General features: G+C 68.5%; 16 protein-coding genes. 12 read left to right on the forward strand and 4 right to left on the reverse strand.

All coding sequences use genetic code 11. The features are described 5' to 3' along the window. Nucleotides 1-9: 9 nt before the first annotated feature. Nucleotides 10-762: a hypothetical protein gene (locus tag BMZ25_RS21055; RefSeq protein WP_218142522.1), complete on the reverse strand. Its 753-nt coding sequence runs from the start codon at nucleotides 760-762 to the stop codon at nucleotides 10-12. 196 nt (nucleotides 763-958) lie between these two features. On the opposite strand from BMZ25_RS21055, the gene BMZ25_RS07875 reads away from it, so the two are divergent. From BMZ25_RS07875 to BMZ25_RS07905, 7 genes are all read left to right on the forward strand, one after another. Continuing rightward, on the forward strand, nucleotides 959-2,569 hold the full coding sequence (locus BMZ25_RS07875; RefSeq protein WP_092691522.1) for a GMC family oxidoreductase: 1,611 nt from the start codon (nucleotides 959-961) through the stop codon (nucleotides 2,567-2,569). A 10-nt stretch (nucleotides 2,570-2,579) separates the two neighbouring features. Next, the gene (iolG, locus tag BMZ25_RS07880) at nucleotides 2,580-3,578 is read left to right on the forward strand and encodes an inositol 2-dehydrogenase (RefSeq protein ID WP_092691525.1); all 999 of its coding nucleotides are present in this window, start codon (nucleotides 2,580-2,582) and stop codon (nucleotides 3,576-3,578) included. Between the two features lie 235 nt (nucleotides 3,579-3,813). Beyond that, entirely contained in the window at nucleotides 3,814-4,836 is a 1,023-nt protein-coding gene (locus BMZ25_RS07885; RefSeq protein ID WP_092691531.1) for an ABC transporter permease, read from the forward strand. Further along, nucleotides 4,833-5,738, forward strand: a complete 906-nt coding sequence (locus BMZ25_RS07890; protein WP_218142523.1) for an ABC transporter permease — start codon at nucleotides 4,833-4,835, stop codon at nucleotides 5,736-5,738. The genes BMZ25_RS07885 and BMZ25_RS07890 overlap by 4 nt, the downstream gene beginning before the upstream one ends. Nucleotides 5,739-5,742: 4 nt before the next feature. After that, nucleotides 5,743-6,594: an ABC transporter ATP-binding protein gene (locus BMZ25_RS07895; protein WP_092691539.1), complete on the forward strand. Its 852-nt coding sequence runs from the start codon at nucleotides 5,743-5,745 to the stop codon at nucleotides 6,592-6,594. Beyond that, nucleotides 6,591-7,337, forward strand: a complete 747-nt coding sequence (locus BMZ25_RS07900; protein ID WP_092691545.1) for an ABC transporter ATP-binding protein — start codon at nucleotides 6,591-6,593, stop codon at nucleotides 7,335-7,337. Before BMZ25_RS07895 ends, BMZ25_RS07900 begins: the two co-directional genes overlap by 4 nt. Continuing rightward, nucleotides 7,315-8,328 carry a dienelactone hydrolase family protein gene (locus BMZ25_RS07905; RefSeq protein WP_092691548.1) on the forward strand — a complete coding sequence of 338 codons (1,014 nt, stop codon included), beginning with the start codon at nucleotides 7,315-7,317 and terminating at the stop codon, nucleotides 8,326-8,328. Before BMZ25_RS07900 ends, BMZ25_RS07905 begins: the two co-directional genes overlap by 23 nt. 95 nt (nucleotides 8,329-8,423) lie before the next feature. Here the strand turns inward: BMZ25_RS07905 and BMZ25_RS07910 are convergent, their stop codons facing one another. Beyond that, complete coding sequence (locus BMZ25_RS07910) at nucleotides 8,424-10,016, reverse strand: ABC transporter substrate-binding protein (RefSeq protein WP_092691553.1); 1,593 nt, start codon at nucleotides 10,014-10,016, stop codon at nucleotides 8,424-8,426. Nucleotides 10,017-10,095: 79 nt separating this feature from the next. After that, entirely contained in the window at nucleotides 10,096-11,244 is a 1,149-nt protein-coding gene (locus tag BMZ25_RS07915; RefSeq protein ID WP_092691558.1) for a mandelate racemase family protein, read from the reverse strand. Nucleotides 11,245-11,515: 271 nt separating this feature from the next. Here BMZ25_RS07915 and BMZ25_RS07920 point away from each other — a divergent pair, with 271 nt between their 5' ends. After that, nucleotides 11,516-12,286 carry a FadR/GntR family transcriptional regulator gene (locus BMZ25_RS07920; RefSeq protein ID WP_092691566.1) on the forward strand — a complete coding sequence of 257 codons (771 nt, stop codon included), beginning with the start codon at nucleotides 11,516-11,518 and terminating at the stop codon, nucleotides 12,284-12,286. 9 nt (nucleotides 12,287-12,295) lie between these two features. On the opposite strand, the gene BMZ25_RS07925 is transcribed toward BMZ25_RS07920, so the two are convergent. After that, entirely contained in the window at nucleotides 12,296-13,165 is an 870-nt protein-coding gene (locus BMZ25_RS07925) for an inositol monophosphatase family protein (RefSeq protein WP_092691571.1), read from the reverse strand. A 294-nt stretch (nucleotides 13,166-13,459) separates the two neighbouring features. On the opposite strand from BMZ25_RS07925, the gene BMZ25_RS21285 reads away from it, so the two are divergent. The 4 genes from BMZ25_RS21285 (at nucleotide 13,460) to BMZ25_RS07940 (ending at nucleotide 15,398) form a co-directional block, all read left to right on the forward strand. After that, nucleotides 13,460-13,591, forward strand: coding sequence for a hypothetical protein (locus tag BMZ25_RS21285; RefSeq protein WP_268874203.1), 132 nt, complete (start codon nucleotides 13,460-13,462; stop codon nucleotides 13,589-13,591). Between the two features lie 71 nt (nucleotides 13,592-13,662). After that, nucleotides 13,663-13,821, forward strand: a complete 159-nt coding sequence (locus BMZ25_RS07930; RefSeq protein ID WP_092691576.1) for a YqaE/Pmp3 family membrane protein — start codon at nucleotides 13,663-13,665, stop codon at nucleotides 13,819-13,821. Further along, nucleotides 13,793-14,176 carry a DUF4112 domain-containing protein gene (locus tag BMZ25_RS07935; protein WP_092691578.1) on the forward strand — a complete coding sequence of 128 codons (384 nt, stop codon included), beginning with the start codon at nucleotides 13,793-13,795 and terminating at the stop codon, nucleotides 14,174-14,176. Before BMZ25_RS07930 ends, BMZ25_RS07935 begins: the two co-directional genes overlap by 29 nt. A 289-nt stretch (nucleotides 14,177-14,465) precedes the next feature. Beyond that, nucleotides 14,466-15,398 carry a sulfotransferase family protein gene (locus BMZ25_RS07940; protein ID WP_177190421.1) on the forward strand — a complete coding sequence of 311 codons (933 nt, stop codon included), beginning with the start codon at nucleotides 14,466-14,468 and terminating at the stop codon, nucleotides 15,396-15,398. The last annotated feature ends 213 nt before the right edge of the window (nucleotides 15,399-15,611 follow it).

Below are 15,611 nucleotides of genomic sequence, written 5' to 3' on the forward strand. Positions count from 1 at the left end.
CGAGCCCTTTCACGCCGCGGTGTGGAAATCGGACGCCGAATAGCGCTCGGCGGCGATGATCTCGCCCAGCGGTTCGATGATGCCCTGGCAGGCGAGCTGGCCGATCCACGGCAGGTCCACCGCGACGAGGTCGTAGGATTGGTTGCCGCGGGCGTGATTCTCCATGATCTCGGCGTGGAGCGCGTCCAGCGGCAGCGTCACGACCTCGACGTTGGTGCCGCACAACTCGTTGAGGTTGGACGAGAAATCGCTGAGCGTCTTGAACGTCGGATCGACTGGCGACAGGATCCGCACCTTTCGGTCGAAGCCGACCCCGGCGCGCATGGCCGTGGGATAGGACAGGATGCGCGAGGCCATGTAGTAGCCGCCGAAGTAGAAGTCGTCGATCGCGCCCTCGCCGTTCGAGAAGCCGAAGGTTTGGCCCACCAGCGCCTTGAGCTGGAGCGCGTAGGATTCGTATTCCTCGATCAGCTTGCGCGTGGGATGCAGCGAGAACGACTTGCTCGTCTCGGACCGGCGGCGGCGCAGCAGATAGCCCTCGTCCACCAGGTCGCCGATCCGTCGCATCGCCGTGCCATAGGGCACCCCCGCCGCGCTGGCCGCCGAGGTGATCGTCAGGAGCCGCCCCTCGAGATGCCGCCGCATCGCGTAGGAGATGATGTTCCAGCGCGGGTCCGTCCGGGCGAGCGCGGTGCGCGCCTCGGAGATCCCGCGCGCCTTGTCCACGAAACTGAGAACCCGCAGCAATTCTTCGCGTGTCATCCGCCGGTTTCGTCCTCCCCGGATCAAGAGGTACCCCGGCCCGCCCGCCGCCGGAAGTGTGATCCGGTCCAAAATGGACACTTCGGCCGTTCTTGCCGGCTTCGCGCCGTGGAACGATCGGGGTCCGTCACGGGACTTCCCCCGCGATGGAGGAGCGGCGCCGCTGCGCGCCGGCGGATACGGGACGCGAGAGACGATGGACGACGGCGACTACGATTTCGTTGTGATCGGGGCCGGGTCGGCGGGCTGCGTGGTGGCCGGTCGGCTGTCGGAGGCGGGCCACCGGGTGCTGCTGCTCGAGGCGGGCGGCCGCGACCGCAACCCCTGGATTCACATCCCGCTGGGTTACGCCCGGCTGTATTCCAACCCTTCGGTGAACTGGTGCTACACCTCGGAGCCCGAGCCGAACCTGAACGGGCGGCGCCTGTTCCAGCCGCGCGGCAAGGTTCTGGGCGGCACCGGGTCGATCAACGGGATGATCTACATGCGCGGCCAGCCAGAGGATTTCGACGGCTGGGCGGCGCGAGGCTGCGACGGCTGGTCCTGGGCCGAAGTGCTGCCGTATTTCAAGAAATGCGAGCACCAGGAACGGGGGCCCGACCAGTTCCACGGCAGCGGCGGCCCGGTGGCGGTGTCCGACCTGCCCTCGCCCCACCGGCTGGGCGAGGCGTTCCACGCCGCCTCGGAAAAGCTGGGCGCGCCGCGCAACGACGATTTCAACGGTGCGGCGCAGCTGGGGACAGGATACGTGCAGACCACCACGCGCAACGCGCGGCGCTGGTCCACGGCGGCGGGATACCTGCGCGGGCCGATGGCGCGGAACATCGACATCCGCACCCGCGCCACGGTCGAGCGGATCGAGATGGACGGCACCCGCGTCACCGGCGTCACCTGGAAGGCGCCGGACGGGCGGCGCACCACCCGCCCCCGGCGCGAGGTCGTGCTGTGCGGCGGGGTCTACAACTCTCCCCAGATCCTCCAGCGCTCGGGCATCGGGCCGGCGGAGTTGTTGCGCGAGAAGGGGGTCGAGGTCGCGCATCCGCTGGCAGATGTGGGCGAGCACCTGCAGGACCATTTCGGCATCGGGCTGGAGTTCCGCTCGGCCGACAGGTCAACGGTGAACGACATCTACAATAACCCGCTTCTGGGCGGAAAGGAGCTGCTGCGCTACCTTCTGTTCCGCACCGGGCCGTTCGCGGACAACGGCAACTATTCCAACACCTTCATCCACAGCGCTCCGCATATCCGGACGCCCGACATGATGGTGACGTTCATGGCGTGGTGCACGGGCGAGGACCTCAAGCCGCTGCCGTTCTCGGGCTTTACCATCCTGGCCGAGCACATCCGCCCCGATGCCCGCGGCTGGTGCCGGATCAGCGGGCCCGGCGTCGACGATCCGCCGTCGATCCGCTTCAACTTCCTCGAGACCGAGGCCGACCGGCAGGCGGCGCTGGCGGGGCTGAAATACGGCCGCCGCATCAGCCGGACCGAGCCGATGGCCTCGTGCGTCGAGCGCGAGATCACGCCCGGCCCCGAAGTCGACACCGACGAGGCGCTGATGGCGCATTGCCGGGACAACGGGCTGTCGCTGCTGCACGGGGTCGGCACCTGCCGGATGGGGCCCAGCGGCGAAGCGGTGGTCGATCCGCGCCTGCGCGTGCACGGGCTGGAGGGGCTGCGGGTGGTCGACGCGTCGATCATGCCGCGCATCGTGTCGGGCAACACCAACGCCGCGGCGATCATGATCGGAGAAAAGGGCGCCGACATGATCCTAGAGGACGCGAAGGCCGCGCTGGCGGCGCAGTAAGGGAGGCGACATGCTAGGAGTGGCATTGCTGGGGTCGGGCCGGATGGCCCATGTCTATGGCCCCAAGATCGCGGCGCATCCCGGGCTTCGGCTGGAGCGGGTGTTCAACCCACGGATCGCCGGGGCCGAGCGCGCGGCGGACGCCTATGGCGGCACGCCGTCGGACGACCTGACCGCCACGCTGGCCGATCCGGCAGTGGACGCGGTGGTGATCGCGACGCCGACCAACACGCACCTGGAATACATCGAGGCGGCGGCACGGGCGGGCAAACCGATCTACTGCGAGAAACCGATGGACCTGACGATGGAGCGGACCGAGCGCTGCCTCGCCGCGCTCGAGTCCCATCCGGTGCCGTTCATGTTGGGCTTCAACCGCCGCTTCGATCCCGACAACCGCGCCCTGCGCGAGGCCGTGCGGACGGGCGACATCGGCGCGCTGACCTTCCTGATGAGCTGGAGCCGCGAGCCCGCGCCGCCGCCCATCGACTACGTGCGGGCCTCTGGCGGCTATTTCGTCGACGCCACGATCCATGACATCGACCTGTTGTGCTGGATCGCCGGTGAGCGGCCGCGCAAGGTCTATGCGGCGGGGACCTGCCTGTTCGATCCCGCGATCGGCGCCGAGGGCGATAGCGACGCGGCGATGACGATCCTGGAGTTCCCCTCGGGCGCGATGGCGCACATCAACAACTCGCGGCAATGCGCCTATGGCTTCGACCAGCGGCTCGAGGCGTTCGGGCGGACCGGGATGCTGCAGACCCGCAACCACCGCGACGACCCTTTGATCCGCTGGGATTCCGAGCGGACCGAGGCGGGGATGCCGTTGCAGCACTTCTTCCTGGAACGCTACGACGCGAGCTTCCACCACGCGCTCGACGAGTTTCACGCGGCGATCACCGAGGGGCGCGCGCCTTCGGCCACGGCGGCCGACGGCCGCGCGGCGCTGGAGGTCGCTCTGGCCTGCACCGAGGCGGCGCGCACCGGCCGGGCCGTCACGCTGACCGACTGATTCCGCTCTTCCCGTAACGAGACACCCCGCCCGGCCCGATGCCGGGGCGCGGGCGGCGGCGTCGTGCGCATCCCCTACCCTGTCCGACATGCACCGCGCACTGGCCCTGCCCCGGATCCGGGCGGCGGGCCGCTTGCGCGCTTGACATTCCCATATCTGTATAACAGCCTGCGCTACATATATGACAAATCGGATCGGGCCCTGCCCGATGCCAGACACGGGAGGAGGTTCTGGCATGACACTCAACCGCCAGCACATGCGCGGCGCCCTCGGCCAGGGGGCATCGATCCTCGTCACCCTGTTCGGGCTGTTGATACTCACCTTCGTGATCGGGCGGATCATGCCGACCGATCCGGTGCGCGCGATCGTGGGCGAGGACGCGACGCAGGAAGTCTACATGAACGTCTACCAGGAGCTCGGCCTCGACAAGCCGATGTGGCAGCAGTTCTTCCTGTACCTGCGCGATCTCGCCACCGGCGATTTCGGCACCTCGATCCGCACGGGCAAGCCGGTGATCCAGGACATCCTGCACGCCCTGCCCGCGACGATCGAGCTGGCCACCTTCGCGATCATCATCGGCGCCTGCCTGGGCGTGCCGCTGGGCGTGATGGCAGCGGTCAAAAAGGACCGCTGGCAGGATCACGTGATCCGCGTGTTCAGCCTGATGGGGCACTCGATGCCGATCTTCTGGACCGGGATGATCGGCCTTCTTGTGTTCTACGCCTCGCTCGGCTGGGTGGGCGGCTCGGGCCGGATGAGCCAGTTCTACATCGGCATGGTGCCCGACCGGACCGGCTTTCTGCTGATCGACAGCGCGGTGGCCGGGCAATGGGACGTGTTCCGCAGCGCGTTGCGGCACATCATCCTGCCCGCGGCGCTGCTGGGCTATTCCTCGTCCGCCTACATCACGCGGATGACGCGCAGCTTCATGCTGGACCAGATCAACCAGGAATACGTCACCACGGCCCGCGTGAAGGGTCTGAGCCAGCGCCAGACGATCTGGCGCCACGCTTTCGCCAACATCCGCGTGCAGCTCGTCACCATCGTCGCGCTGGCCTACGGCGCGCTGCTGGAGGGCGCGGTGCTGATCGAGACGGTCTTTGCCTGGCCGGGCTTCGGCCAGTACCTCACCTCGAGCCTGCGGATCGGCGACATGAACGCGGTGATGACCTGCGTGCTGATCGTGGGGCTCATCTTCATCACGCTGAACATCATCTCCGACATCCTGTACCGCGTATTCGACCCGAGGACCCGATGACCATGCTCGACGACACCTCAGGCCAGACGTCCGCCCCGCGACAGACGCCGCAGGCCCTCATCGCCGCGCGCAATATCGCGGTGTTCCTGGCGAAGGCGCCGCCCTCTGCCTTCGGGCTGATCGTGCTGGCGGTGCTGATCCTGTCGGCGCTGTTCGCACCGCTTCTGGCGACGCACGACCCCTATGTGCAGGACCTCCAGAACACCCTGCAGGCCCCGAGCGCCGCGCATTTCTTCGGCACCGACGAGCTGGGTCGCGACATCTACAGCCGGCTGCTCTACGGCTCGCGGATCACGCTGACGATCATCGGGCTGGTGTCCATCGTGGTGGGTCCGATCGGCCTGTTCGTGGGCACGGTCGCGGGGTATTTCGGCGGCAAGGTCGACATCGTGCTGATGCGGCTGACGGACATCTTCCTGTCGTTCCCCTCGCTGATCCTGTCGCTTGCCTTCGTGGCGGCGTTGGGGCCCAGCCTGAACAACGCCATCGTCGCGATCTCGCTGACGGCGTGGCCGCCCATCGCCCGCCTCGCGCGGGCCGAGACGCTGACCTTCCGGCAGGCCGACTATATCGCGGCGGCGCGGTTGCAGGGCGCCTCGGCGACGCGGATCATCTGGCGGTCCATCGTGCCGATGTGCATGCCCTCGGTGCTGATCCGGCTGACGCTGAACATGGCGACGGTGATCCTGACCGCCGCCGGCCTGGGCTTCCTGGGTCTCGGCGCGCAGCCGCCGCTTCCGGAATGGGGCGCGATGATCGCCACCGGGCGGCGCTACATGATCGACAGCTGGTGGCTCGTCACGTTCCCCGGCCTCGCGATCCTGTCGGTCAGCCTGGCCTTCAACCTTCTGGGTGACGGGCTGCGCGACGCGCTCGATCCCAAGCAGATGAACCGGAGGTAGGACGATGACCGAAGAGCGTCCGATGCTGGATGTGAAGAACCTGTCGGTGCGCTATCGCGGCACCGACACCCCCGCGGTGCGCGACGTCTCGTTCACCCTCGGCCGCGAGCGGCTGGGGATCGTGGGCGAGAGCGGCTCGGGCAAGTCGACCGTGGGGCGCGCGCTGCTGAAGCTGTTGCCCACGGCCGAGCTGACCGCCGACAGGATGCGCTTCGAGGAAGTCGACCTGCTGACCGCCCCGGAGCGCAAGATGCTGGAGCTGCGCGGCCAGCGGATGTCGATGATCCTGCAGGACCCGAAATTCTCGCTGAACCCGATCCAGCGCTGCGGGCTGCAGATCGCCGAGGCCTACCGCACCCATGTCCGCTGCTCGAAGGGCGAGGCGCGGGCCAAGGCGATCGAGATGCTGTCGGCGGTGCAGATCCGCGACCCCGAGCGGGTGTTCGACCTGTATCCCCACGAGGTGTCGGGCGGCATGGGCCAGCGGATCATGATCGCGATGATGCTTCTGGCCGATCCCGGGCTCGTCATCGCGGACGAGCCGACCTCGGCGCTGGACGTCACCGTGCGGCTCAAGGTGCTGCGCATCCTCGACGGGCTGGTGCGCGAGAAGGGCATCGGCCTGATCATGATCTCGCACGACCTGAGCCTCGTGCGCAGCTTCTGCGACCGGGTGCTCATCATGTATGCCGGCCGCGTGGTCGAGACGCTCGCCGCGCGCGACCTCGACAACGCGCGCCATCCCTACACCCAGGGCCTTCTGGCCGCGCAACCGCGCATCGGCGGCAGCCGCGACGAGCTGCCGGTGCTGGAGCGCAAGGACAGTTGGCTGGAACCCGCGGAGGAGCGGCCATGAAACCGGTATCCGTCGAACACATGTCGATCCGCTTCGGCGCGGTGACGATCCTGCCAGACGTCTCGTTCGACGTCGCGGCGGGGGAATGTTTCGGCCTCGTCGGCGAAAGCGGGTCGGGCAAGTCCACGATCCTGCGCTGCGCGTCGATGCTGCTGTCGATCTGGACGGGCGACGTCACGATCGGCGGCCGCTCGGTGCGCGAGATGCCTCTGAACGAACGCTGCCGCACGTTGCAGATGGTGTTCCAGGACCCGTACGGCTCGCTCCACCCGCGGCACTCGATCCGCACGGTGCTGTCCGAGCCGCTGAAGATCCAGGGGCTTGACGACCGCGAGCGGCGGATGCGCGAGGCGCTGGGGGACGTGGGCCTGCCGGCGAGTTTCCTCGACCGCTATCCCCACCAGCTGTCGGGCGGCCAGCGACAGCGCGTGGCCATCGCCCGCGCGCTGATCCTGGAGCCGGAGGTGCTGCTGCTGGACGAGCCGACCTCGGCGCTGGACGTCAGCGTTCAGGCCGAGATCCTGAACCTCCTGGTGCGGCTGCGCGAGGAGCGCGGGTTCACCTACATCATGGTCAGCCACGACCTCGCCGTGATCGACCACATGTGCGACCGCTTCGCGGTGATGCAGAGCGGCGAGATCGTCGAGGTGCTGCCGCGCGAGGCGATCAAGGGCAACGAGGCGACCCACCCCTATGCGCGCGAGCTGATCGGCGCGAGCCTTGAATACGAAAGCGTCGTCTGAACCGCCCGCCCTGCCCGGTTTCATCGACCGGCGGCGGCGGGCGCTGCCGCTGGACTTGTCGTTCGCGCGCCGGCGCGGGCAGGTCGCCGACTGGCGCGCGGCGGTGCTGGCGGCCTGGCGCGACCTGCTGCCGCCCCACGACGCGCCGCCAGAGGGCGAGGCGCATGGCGAACGGGTGCGCTTGACCTACGCGACCGGGGCCGAGGCCGAGGGGCGGCTGATCCTGCCTGACGGCCCTGGCCCGCATCCCGGCCTCCTGCTGCTGCACGACCACGGGGGCCGCTTCGACGACGGCCACGCGCGGATGTTCGCGGACGGGCCCGGAGCGGACGCCCGCGCGCGGTTCTACGGCGGCGCCGCGCCGGCAGAGGTGCTGCGGGCGGCGGGGTTCGCGGTGCTCTGTCTCGACGCGATCGGGTTCGGCGGGCGGTGGCATGGCGGCTACGAGGGGCAGCAGCGCCTCGCCGCCGCGCTGAGCGGTCTGGGCTGGAGCCTGGCGGGCGTCACCGCGGCCGAGGACGCGCAGGCCGCGCGATGGCTGGCCGAACATCCCGCGGTGGACGCGGCCCGGGTGGGCGCGTTCGGCTTTTCCTTCGGCGGCTTTCGCGCGTGGCAGGCCGCCGCGTTATGCCCTGCCCTGGGCGCGGTAGCGTCGGCGGGCTGGATGGCGTGCCGGGCGGACCTGATGCGGCCCGGCGCGCCGCTTCTGGCCGGACACTCGGCGTTCCACTTCCTGCATCCCGGCCTGTCCCACCGCGCGGACTTTCCCGACCTCGCCGGCCTGTCCCGCGCGCCGCTGTTCCTTCGCTCGGGCCGGGGCGACCGGCACATGCCCGAGGACAGCGTCGCCGCCGCCTGGGCGCAGATCGCCGCGATCCGTGCCGCCGCGGGGGACACCGCACCGGATAACGCGTTCCATCCGCATGGCCACACTTGCCCGCCCGACGTGCTGCACGACGCGGCCGCGTTCCTGCGCGCGCATCTGGGCTGAGCCCCCAACGAAACAGGGCGCGCCGCTTGTGCGACGCGCCCTGCCTCGGGATGCGGGCGGGGGACTGTCGACCCCGCCCGCGGGAGGAGAAGGTGTCAGCGGTCCTTGGTCACGTCCTCGAACCGCGAGACCCACGGGTCGATGACGATGCCCGAGACATCATCCTGGTAGGCCGCGGTCACGACCCGTTCCGAGAACGGCTGGATCGAGATGACCTTGTCGTCGATCATCTTCTGGATGTCCTCGTACATCTGGACCTGCGTGTCCTGGTCCCGCTCGACGAGGGCATCCTCGATCATCTGGTTGAGCTCTTCGTCCTGAAAGCTCGTGCGCCAGCCCTGGTAGTTCGTCAGGCCCGCATCGTCCGAGTTGTCGGGGTTGTAGACGATCGCCCGCAGGTTCGAGTCCGGGTGCGGCTGCTGCCCGCCTCCGCCGCGGCCGACCAGCAGATCGAACGAGCGGTCGCGCATGGCGCCGTAGATCTGGCCGCCGTCGCCGGTGATGATCTCGGCGTCGATGCCGGCCTGCGCCAGCGTACCCTGGATGGCGGTCGCCGAGTCGAGGAACTGCTGGGTCGAGATCACGCGGATCGACGTCTCGAACCCGTCGCCGTAGCCGGCCTCTTCCAACAGCGCCTTGGCCTTTTCGACGTTCAGCTCATAGCCCGGATCGGGCAGCGCGGCGAAGGCGCTGGAGTTGATCGGGCGCTGCCGCTTGACCCCGAAATAGGGCATGATGGCCGAGTTGATGCCGTCGTAGTCGATCAGGTAGCGCAGCGCCTCGCGCACCTTGGGATCGGCGAAGCGCTCGTCCTTCATCGACACGGCGAGATAGTAGAAGCCGGCGCTAGGGACGGTGCGGATCTCGATGTTCTCGTCGTCTTCCAGACCCTTGAGGTCAGGCGCGGCGAGGCTGAAGCCCACGTCGATGTCGCCCTGTTCCAGACCCAGCCGCTGCGACTGCGATTCCGGCAGGTGGCGCATCAGCACGCGCTGCATCTCGGGCGCCTCGCCCCAGAAATTGTCGTTCCGTGCCAGGATGACGAACTCGTTCCCGCGCCACTGGTCGAGGCTGAAGGCGCCCGACCCGGCCGAGTTGTTCGTCAGCCAGTCGCGGCCCATGTCGCCGTCCTGGGCGTTCTCCTGCACCAGCTCCTTGTCGACGATCGAACCGACGCCGGCCTGCGACAGGTACATCAGGATCAGCTTGGGGTCGTCGGGCTGCGGCAGGTTCAGGGTGAAGGTGTGCTCGTCCTCGACCACGAACTGCTCGTCGATGGCGTCGGCGCTGAAGCCGCGGCTCATCAGGCCCGAGGCCTGTGCGAGATTCAGCTCGAGGATGCGCGAGAGCGAATACTTCACGTCCTCGGCCCGGACCGGGTTGCCCGAGGCGAACTGGGCGTCCTCGCGCAGGTTGAAGGTGACCGAGCGGTTGTCGTCCGAGACCTCCCAGCTTTCGGCGAGGCGCGGTTGCAGCTCCTTCGACTCGGGGTCGAGCGAGACGAGGCTGTCATACACGTTGTTGAGGATCTGGACCGTCTCGCCGCCGGTGATCGCGGCGGGGTCCATCGTCAGGACGTTGTTCATGTTGAACGCGACGACAAGCTGGTTGTCGGGCGTCTCGGAAATCGCGGGCGTTGCGCCGGCGACGAGGGCCGCGATGGCGGCTCCTGCTAGCAGATGTCTCATCTCTCCTCCCAAGGGTTTGGTGACATCGTGTAGGTGCGGTGGCGGCAACCCTTCTGGCGGGGTCTTGCGCGCGGCCGGGTCAGGCCACGCGGTTGTTCTCGATATGCTCGAAGTCGATATCCTCGCCCAGGCCGGGGCGGTCGGGGACCTGCACGAAGCCGTCGGCGTCCATCGGGTCGGACAGCGTGCGCAGGTAGTCGAACCCGTCGTCGTATTCGAGGAACGGGTGCAACAGCCCCCTCTCGTACCAGCGGCACGGTTTCGAAGCGGCGACGACCTGGAGGTTCATCGCCGTGTTGCCGTGCACCTCGCATTCCATGCCGAACGCCTCGGCGAGGTGCATCGTCTTGAGCGCGGGGGTGATCCCGCCCACGTCGTTGACGCCGGTGCGCAGGATGTCGCAGGCGCCCGAGGTGATCCACTCGGCCCGCTGCCAATGCTTGCCGGCGGCGCTTTCGGGGCCGACGACGGGAATGTCGAGGTTCTCGGCCAGCCAGCGGTAGGAGGCGAGCGACTGCTCGTCCATCGGCTCTTCGATCCAGGCGAAGCCCAATTTCTCAAGGCCCCGGCCCAATTGCAGGGCGTCGGTGCGCGAATACCAGTGATAGGCATCGATCATCAGGGCGATATCTGGGCCCACCGCCTCGCGCACGGCGGCGCAGGCGCGGATGTCCATGCGCACGTCGGGCGCCCAGCTGACGGGCGGCATCCAGGTGTGCAGCTTGATCCCCTTGTAGCCGCGCTTGACCAGCGTCTCGGCGAAACGGCCGTAATCCTCGGGCGTGGCAAGCCCGCCCTCGAGCTCGTCGCCGCACATGATCGAGCCATAGGCCGGCACCCGGTCGCGGTAACTGCCGATCAGCTTGTGGACCGGCTGGCCCAGCACGCGGCCGGCGAGATCCCAGAGCGCGCAATCGACCACCGCCAGCGTGCGGTCGGTCAGCTGCGCCGCCGAGCCGCGCTGCCAGTGCGCCAGCTCGTGCCAGAGCCGCTCGCGGTCGCGGTGATCCTGGCCGATCAGCACCTTCTTGACGAACTTGTCGATGACATGGGGGCGGACGATCTCGCGCGGGGCGAAGGAATGGCCCTCGTCGCCGTCTTCGGTCCGGATCGTCAGGATGGCGGTCTCGACGTCGTGCGGCGGGCCCGGATGGGCATGCCCCGCACTGTCCGAGTGCCGCCGGGTCCGGTGCCGGAATACGCGCACGGATACATCGGTAATAATCACGCTGTCCGCTCCTCCCTCGTGCCGTGGCCCCGCTGACTGCCGGTCGGCATGTCTGGCAATCCCGGCCAATCTGTATAACAAGTTACTAATTCAGCGGACAGCCCGGGTCAACACCCTTCGTTTTCGCACCTCCGGCCGCACGCCCGGAGCCCTGAAAACAGGCGCAACGGTCTGCTTTTCCGCTGACTTCGCGTTGTTTCGGCGGTTCGCACTGGACGCTTCCACCGGTTTCCCGGTAGCCTGAAGTTGTCACACAGCCCAGAGACCGACGATGAGCAGCGACCAGACGAGTCCCCAGCATGGCCCCGACGTGGCGACCGAAAGCGCGCGCACCCGCGTGAGCCTGATCGCCGAAAGCCTGCGCCGCGATATCGAGCAGGGGCGGTTCCGCCCCGGCGACCGCCTGCCGTCCGAGGCCGAGCTGACGCGCCTGCACTCTGTCAGCCGCACCGTGGTGCGCGAAGCGGTGGCACTGTTGCGGTCCGACGGGCTGGTCGAGGCGCGCAAGGGGTCAGGCGTCTTCGCGCTGGACCCTGCCAAGGCGCAGCGCCGGCCCTTTGCCGATCTGGACATGGAGCGGCTGTCGGGGGTGATCGAGCTGTTCGAGCTGCGCTCGGCGTTCGAGATCCGCGCCGCGGGCCTTGCCGCCGTGCGCCGCTCGGCCGCACAGATCGACGCGATCTCGGCGGCGCACGAGGCGGTGGCGGATTGTTTCGACACCGGCCTGTCCACCCGCAAGACGGATTTCGAGTTCCACTACGCCATCGCCGAGGCGTCGCAGAACAAGCGCTTTCCCGAGTTCCTGTCGCTGATCCGCCCCGGCATCGTGCCGCGGGTCGAGCTGGAGGCCGGCGACGGTCCGCCCCGCGTCTACGTTCCCAACCCCGACCTGGTGTCCGAGCACGAGCGCATCGTCGAGGCGATCATCGACGGCGATCCCGACGCCGCCGAGCACGCAATGAAGACCCATCTCGAGGGCAGCCTGCAACGCTATCGCCAGCTGCTGCGCAGCCCCGCCAGCCCGAGACGCGGCGAGGCCTGATCCCCCGCCTCAGCCCGTGACGGTGGGATAGCCGAAATCGTAGCGGCGCAGGATGTCGTCCAGCGTGGCGGCATCGCAGGCCGCGACCAGCATGCCGCGCCGCACCTGGGGACGATAGGCCGTGCCGTCGGACAGGCGCACCGCGCCGCCCGCCTCCTGCACGGCGAGGACGCCCGCCGCGTGGTCCCAGACCGACAGGCCCAGCGACAGCACGTAATCGGCGCCGCCCAGCAGCACCATGCGGTATTCCTGGCACGAGCAGCGCAGCGAGGTCGTGCGCCGACCCCGCGCCATCTCGGCCGCGGCGGCGGAGCGGTCGGCCTCGGGGAACATGTAGAGCGGGACGAATCCCATCCCCGCCCCCGCGCCGGCCGTCAGATCCAGCCGGCGCGGTTCCGCGTCCGCGCGGCAGGCCCATGTGCCGCCGCCGCGACGGGTGCGGATCCAGTCGTCCATCACCGGATCGTAGAGCAGGCCGAACACCGGCTCGCCATGATCGAGCACCGACAGAAGCACGCCGAACACCGCCAGCCCGTTGGCGAAGTTCCAGGTGCCGTCCACCGGGTCGATCACCACGGTCAGGCCATCGCGCGAGACGCGGTCCAGCACGCCCGGATCGGCCGAGACGGCCTCTTCCCCGACGATCGCCGCGTCGGGCAGGATCCGCGCGACGCCCTCTGACAGTGCCTTTTCCGCAACGGTGTCGGCCACGGTGACAAGGTCCTCGGGCCCCGTCTTCGCGTCGATCTCGCCCCGTCCGAGGTTGCGGAAGCGTGGCAGGATCTCGGCGCCCGCGACCCTGCGCACGAGGGCGATCAGCGCGTCTTCCTGCGTGGCGCTCAGCGGCGTCCCGCCGCCGCGCTCCGGGTCCTGACTCATGCCGTATCCTCAAGGGTTTCCTGCGCGTGCGACGCACTGATGCCGCAATTCCGACGCGGGGAAAAGGCCGCCGAATGGGCCGGAAAGGCACGCATTGGCCACATTGCGCGAGGACACGCGAATGTGCGCTTGCGCATGCCGGAAAAACGTCAATATCGACGCTGCCGCTTTGGCGCGGCGCTGCAATACGGGCGACTCTCTTTCGCAATTTCCCTGGAACAGTCACCGACGCGTCGCGTTGTCGCCGCCAACATCCCATATCCCCATCCTGTCACGGAAAGAACTGGACCGATCATGTCCAACCAAGGCCCTACCACCCCCGCCCCGCAGACCCCCGTTCCGGTCGAACCGCCGCGGCAGACCGCTCCGGGCGAGGACGATAGCCGACGCGCGCCGATCACGCTGCGCGACTGGGCCTCGATCTGACGGTACGCGGATGGAACGGGGCGCCCTGCCCCGCATTGGGTCGGCGACACTGATCTTCCAAGGACCCTAAAATGGATCTCATCCGCATCATCATCGCCATCTTGCTGCCGCCGCTCGGCGTCTTCCTGCAGGTCGGGTTGGGCAAGCATTTCTGGCTGAACATCCTGCTGACCCTGCTCGGCTACATTCCGGGGATCGTCCATGCCGTCTACATCATCGCCAAGCGCTGATCTCGCCCACCTGGAGCGGCTGGCCGGGCGACTGGATTCGGCCTTTCGCATCCCCGGAACCGGCATCCGGTTCGGCTGGGACGGCCTTCTGGGCCTGATCCCCGGCATCGGTGACTTCGCCGCGGCGGCGCCCGCCGGATACATCATCCTGCGGGCGCAGCAGCTGGGCACGCCGAACCACGTGCTCGCGCAGATGGCGCTCAATACCGGGATCGACACTGTGGTGGGCACCATCCCCCTGATCGGCGACATTTTCGACGTGGGCTGGAAGGGGAACCGCCGCAACGTCGCGCTGTTGCGCAAGCACCTTGAGCGGACGGGTCGCCTGGCCGAGCCGGTGACGACCGCGGCCTGACACACGGGCCGCGGCATCCTCGCCGCCCGTGCTGGCATAGTACCGACCTGACCGCGTGGACCGTCCGGGCCCCGTCTCGCCCGCCGTCTCGCCAATTCCTTTGCCGGGCACGTCATGCATCCGGCCCCCCTCTGGGCCACCGATAACGGCCGCCTGCGTCCGGGCGCGTCGGCGGGAACGCGCCAGTCCCCTGCCAGCCACGTTGAAATCGCGCAATAAGCGATGAGATGTCTTGATCTCGCCTGATGCGTGTTACGGCGACATGACGCAACGGTGACCGGGGACGATCGTGCAGCCAGACTTCATCATCGGGGGCGCCCCGAAATGCGGAACGACGTCGCTTCATCAGATCCTGCACCAGCATCCCGACGCCTGGGTGGCGCGGAACGAGGTCTATTTCTTCGATGCCGACGACCCGATCGCCCATGGCGACTTCCTGGGCGTCGAGGATGGCGAGCTGTCGTGGCGCGACCCGTCGCAGCAGGCGTTTCGCGACTGGTACGCGGCGCGCTTTGCCGAAGCGCCGGAGGGCGCGCTGATCGGCGAGGACACCACAACCTACCTGATGTCCGACGCCGCGCCCGCGCGCATCGCCGCCACCCTGCCCGCGGCCAGGATGATCTTCGTCCTGCGCGATCCGGTGGCCCGCGCCCATTCGCAATACTGGCACCTCGTGCGCAGCGGGCGGACGCACCTGTCATTCGAACGCGCGCTGAGCGACGAGCGCTCGATCGTCCTGGGTTCGACCTACGCGCCGCAGCTTCGCCGCTTTCGCGAGGCACTGGGACCGGAGCGGGTGCATGTCGTCCTGTTCGAGGAGTTCAACGCCGACCGCCAGCGCGTGCTGGACGGCGTGACCGCCTTCCTCGGGCTGGCCCCGATCGCCGCGGACGACGTCGAGACGTGGTTCAACCGCACCCGCTATCCCAGGCGGACCGAGACGCTGCTGCGGCTGAACCGCATCGGCCGGCACCTCGTGCCCTACCGCTATGCCCGGCATTTCGGCCCCGGCGCCCCGCTGGGCGCCCGCGTCGGACACAGGGCGTATCGCAAGTGGTCCGGCTTCGTCTCGAACCGGATCCTGACCGAGGACGCCGCGCCCGAGGACATGCGGCCGACGACCCGGCGCTATCTCGAGCGGCACCTCTCGGACCGCAATGCTGGTCTGTCGGAGTTGCTGGGCACCGATCTGTCACGGTACTGGCCCGGCTTTACCCAGTGACCGGGCTCCGGCCGGACGGACAGGACGCGCCGGCGATCCGACCAAAGACCGCGATGCTCGCCCATAAGATGAGCAAGAATCCGACCACTCGCGATTCCGCGCTCACAATCCGGGCCGGAGTGGCGTATCAGCGCGCGCGAAATGCCATGAGTGGGCAAGGGACGTCGCGGGTCGCACGGGCCGCGATGCCGTTCCGTCCGTGCCCCACCGATG

The organism is Tranquillimonas rosea, from assembly GCF_900111315.1.
In the GTDB taxonomy this organism is placed as follows: domain Bacteria; phylum Pseudomonadota; class Alphaproteobacteria; order Rhodobacterales; family Rhodobacteraceae; genus Tranquillimonas; species Tranquillimonas rosea.

What these genes read in the sequence shown, in the direction of transcription:
- BMZ25_RS21055 (WP_218142522.1), bottom strand. Translation starts at nt 762, where the DNA reads ATGACACGCGAAGAATTGCTGCGGGTTCTCAGTTTCGTGGACAAGGCG.
- BMZ25_RS07875 (WP_092691522.1), top strand. Translation starts at nt 959, where the DNA reads ATGGACGACGGCGACTACGATTTCGTTGTGATCGGGGCCGGGTCGGCG.
- iolG (WP_092691525.1), top strand. Translation starts at nt 2,580, where the DNA reads ATGCTAGGAGTGGCATTGCTGGGGTCGGGCCGGATGGCCCATGTCTAT.
- BMZ25_RS07885 (WP_092691531.1), top strand. Translation starts at nt 3,814, where the DNA reads ATGACACTCAACCGCCAGCACATGCGCGGCGCCCTCGGCCAGGGGGCA.
- BMZ25_RS07890 (WP_218142523.1), top strand. Translation starts at nt 4,833, where the DNA reads ATGACCATGCTCGACGACACCTCAGGCCAGACGTCCGCCCCGCGACAG.
- BMZ25_RS07895 (WP_092691539.1), top strand. Translation starts at nt 5,743, where the DNA reads ATGACCGAAGAGCGTCCGATGCTGGATGTGAAGAACCTGTCGGTGCGC.
- BMZ25_RS07900 (WP_092691545.1), top strand. Translation starts at nt 6,591, where the DNA reads ATGAAACCGGTATCCGTCGAACACATGTCGATCCGCTTCGGCGCGGTG.
- BMZ25_RS07910 (WP_092691553.1), bottom strand. Translation starts at nt 10,016, where the DNA reads ATGAGACATCTGCTAGCAGGAGCCGCCATCGCGGCCCTCGTCGCCGGC.
- BMZ25_RS07920 (WP_092691566.1), top strand. Translation starts at nt 11,516, where the DNA reads ATGAGCAGCGACCAGACGAGTCCCCAGCATGGCCCCGACGTGGCGACC.
- BMZ25_RS07925 (WP_092691571.1), bottom strand. Translation starts at nt 13,165, where the DNA reads ATGAGTCAGGACCCGGAGCGCGGCGGCGGGACGCCGCTGAGCGCCACG.
- BMZ25_RS21285 (WP_268874203.1), top strand. Translation starts at nt 13,460, where the DNA reads ATGTCCAACCAAGGCCCTACCACCCCCGCCCCGCAGACCCCCGTTCCG.
- BMZ25_RS07930 (WP_092691576.1), top strand. Translation starts at nt 13,663, where the DNA reads ATGGATCTCATCCGCATCATCATCGCCATCTTGCTGCCGCCGCTCGGC.
- BMZ25_RS07935 (WP_092691578.1), top strand. Translation starts at nt 13,793, where the DNA reads ATGCCGTCTACATCATCGCCAAGCGCTGATCTCGCCCACCTGGAGCGG.